This is a genomic window from Streptomyces sp. 2A115 (assembly GCF_052245575.1).
Lineage (GTDB): Bacteria > Actinomycetota > Actinomycetes > Streptomycetales > Streptomycetaceae > Streptomyces.
In genome coordinates this window covers 1-3,024 of sequence record NZ_JBQQCG010000193.1, presented here as the reverse complement: position 1 = coordinate 3,024, position 3,024 = coordinate 1, and the positions used below count along the sequence as shown (strand labels likewise).

Sequence of the window (3,024 nt, the reverse complement as noted above, 5' to 3'; positions counted from 1 at the left end):
GTCGTGCTCGACCCTCCTTCGTCGGGCGCTCCGCGCGATCGCCCTCTCGGCACAGGCGCGCCCCTTCGGCTCACTCGCCGCTGATGTGTACGCGATTCGCTCGCCGCCCTTGTTGTACGCGGTGTCAGTCGCTCGTAGCCCTTCACGCGGTGCAGTCGCTCCGGAGCGTTCACGCGCCGTCAGTCGTGCCAGGCCCCCAGCTCCTCCAGGCGGGCCTGAAGCGGCTCGAAGAGGCCTGGCGGGGCCGCGACCGTAAGGTCGGGGGAGAGGGGCTCTCCGGGGCGTCCACCGGTCAGCGCGCCCGCTTCCCGGGCGATCAGATCGCCGGCCGCGTAGTCCCAGGCGTTCAGGCCGCGCTCGTAGTACGCGTCCAGGCGGCCCGTCGCCACGTCGCACAGGTCGATCGCCGCCGAGCCGCCCCGGCGGATGTCCCGCACCTCCGGGATCAGCTGCCGGACCACCTCGGCCTGCCGGGCCCGGCGCTCGGCGAGATAGCCGAAGCCGGTGCCGACGAGGGCCAGTCCGAAGGCGGGGGCGGGCCGCACGCGCGCGGGGCGGTCGTTCACGTACGCGCCCTCACCGAGGACCGCCCGGCAGGTCTCGCCGCGCATCGGGGTGTGCACGACTCCGACGACCGTCTCGCCGTCCTTGCGGGCCGCGATGGAGACGGCCCAACTGGGCAGCCCGTACAGGTAGTTGACCGTTCCGTCGATCGGGTCGATCACCCACTGGATTCCGCTGCTGCCCTCGACGCTGGCACCCTCCTCGCCGAGCACGCCGTCGTCCGGCCTGCGGTCGGCCAGCAGACCGGTGATCATCTTCTCGGAGGCGATGTCCATCTCGGTGACGACGTCGGCGGCACTGGACTTGGTGGCGGCCACACCGAGGTCCTCGGGGCGGCCGTCGCGCAGGAAGGCGCCCGCGCGGTGCGCCGCGTCGAGCGCGATCTCCAGGAGCTCGGCCTTCAGCCGGTCGTTCGCGGTGGCGGTCACGGTGCTCCTCATGCGTACTGGCTGTCGGCGCCCGCGGCGGCGGGCTTCGGGACGCGGGCCGGGCAGCAGCCCACGGGGCACACGTCGTGGCTCGGCCCCAGCGAACCGAGGGCACAGGGTGTCACGTCCTCGCCCCTCTGGGTGGCGACCCGCTCCAGGACGAGATCGCGGACCGCGGCGGCGAACCGCGGATCGGCGCCCACGGTGGCCGAACGGCGGACCGGCAGGCCCAGCTCCTCGGCCTTGGCCTTGGCTTCGGTGTCGAGGTCGTACAGGACCTCCATGTGGTCCGAGACGAACCCGATGGGCACCATCACGACGGCCGGGACGCCGGCGCCGTGCAGCTCCTCCAGGTGGTCGCAGATGTCCGGCTCCAGCCACGGCATGTGCGGGGCGCCGGAACGCGACTGGTAGACGAGCTGCCAGGGGTGGTCGATGCCGGTCTGCTCGCGCACGGCGTCGGCGATGAGCCTCGCGACGTCCAGATGCTGCTTCACGTACGCCCCGCCGTCGCCGTGGTCGCCGACGGGTCCGGACGTGTCCGCCGAGGCGTTGGGGATCGAGTGCGTACTGAAGGCGAGATGCGCGCCCGCGCGGACGTCCTCGGGGAGGTCGGCGAGGGACTTCAGGACGCCCTCGATCATGGGCTCGAGGAAACCGGGGTGGTTGAAGTAGTGCCGCAGCTTGTCGACCCGGGGCAGCTCCAGGCCCTCGCCCTCAAGGGTTGCCAGGGCCCCGGCGAGGTCCTCGCGGTATTGCCGGCAGCCCGAGTACGAGGCGTACGCACTGGTGGCGAGGACCAGGATCCGGCGGCGGCCGTCGGCGACCATCTCGCGCAGGGTGTCGGTCAGATACGGGCCCCAGTTGCGGTTGCCCCAGTACACCGGCAGGTCCAGGCCGTGGTCCGCGAAGTCCTTGCGGAGGGCGTCCAGGAGGGCGCGGTTCTGGTCGTTGATGGGGCTGATCCCCCCGAACAGGAAGTAGTGCTGCCCCACTTCCTTGAGGCGATCCTTGGGGATGCCGCGTCCACGCGTCACGTTCTCCAGGAACGGGACCACGTCGTCGGGGCCTTCAGGACCGCCGAACGAGAGCAGGAGCAGGGCGTCGTAGGGGGTGGCATCACGCGCGTCTCGCATGTCTCGATCCTGCCATCCGACTCTGACAGCCGGACAACGGCGGGGGCCGGTCGGAGGGCGGACGGACGGCGGGCGAGGTGACGGGCGGGGTTCGCGCGTGCCTCAGGGTCACCCGACTCGTAAGCCGCATCAGCCACATTCACGCCTTACCGGACCTCACCGGAGAATGTGCCCAGCCCCTACTGCGCCCCCGTTCGCCACCCCCGGCTCGACGGGCTTCACCACCGCGGAGGCGATCTTCGGGGCGGTCGACGTGGCCACGGTGGCCTTCGCCGAGGAGCGGGGTCACAAGGGGCCGCGAGCATCGTCCTGGCGATGTACGCGGCGGGCCCCTGCGTGGCGGGCGCCATGTTCGGACCGCTGCGCTTCAAAGGGGCGCCCGCCCGCAGGTGGGCAACTGGGCGTATGTGCCATGGCCGTGAGTATGATCCCCCTCCTACTGGTCGGAAACTTGCCGTTCCTGGCCGTGGCGCTGTTTGTCGCGGGCCTTTCCATCGCACCGACGATGATCATGACGATGGCCCTCGTCGAACTGCACGTACCACGCGCGAAACTGACCGAGGGCATGACCTGGGTGAGCACCGGACTCGCGGTCGGGGTCGCGCTCGGCTCCTCCCTGTCGGGCTGGGTGATCGACACGGCCGGGGCGCGCGCCGGGTACGGGGTACCGGCGGTGGCCGGGGCCGTCGCGGTGGCGGTGGGTTTCCTCGGGTATCGCCGGCCCAGCAGGCCGGTTCCGCAGCGGGGAGGGACCCATGAGCAGCACAGCGAGCGGGAAGAGCGGCACGTGGCGTAACTGGGCGGGGAACGTCACCGCCCGGCCGGCCCGGGAGGTCACGCCGGCCTCCGTCGAGGAACTCTCCGCGGCCGTGCGCGAGGCCGCGGAGGACGGGCTC

General features: G+C 71.8%; 2 protein-coding genes and 2 pseudogenes. 2 read left to right on the top strand and 2 right to left on the bottom strand.

The window, feature by feature from the left end; translation table 11 throughout:
- Positions 1-179: 179 nt before the first annotated feature.
- On the bottom strand, positions 180-1,004 hold the full coding sequence (locus ACTWQR_RS55415) for an inositol monophosphatase family protein (RefSeq protein ID WP_443234962.1): 825 nt from the start codon (positions 1,002-1,004) through the stop codon (positions 180-182).
- Complete coding sequence (locus ACTWQR_RS55410) at positions 1,001-2,128, bottom strand: ferrochelatase (protein WP_443234961.1); 1,128 nt, start codon at positions 2,126-2,128, stop codon at positions 1,001-1,003. Before ACTWQR_RS55410 ends, ACTWQR_RS55415 begins: the two co-directional genes overlap by 4 nt.
- 217 nt (positions 2,129-2,345) lie before the next feature.
- Here ACTWQR_RS55410 and ACTWQR_RS55405 point away from each other — a divergent pair.
- Together ACTWQR_RS55405 and ACTWQR_RS55400 are read left to right on the top strand one after the other, a co-directional pair.
- A pseudogene (locus ACTWQR_RS55405) lies at positions 2,346-2,924 on the top strand (MFS transporter); the annotation flags it as partial.
- Positions 2,884-3,024 (top strand): annotated as a pseudogene (locus tag ACTWQR_RS55400) (D-arabinono-1,4-lactone oxidase); the annotation flags it as partial. The pseudogenes ACTWQR_RS55405 and ACTWQR_RS55400, both read left to right, overlap by 41 nt.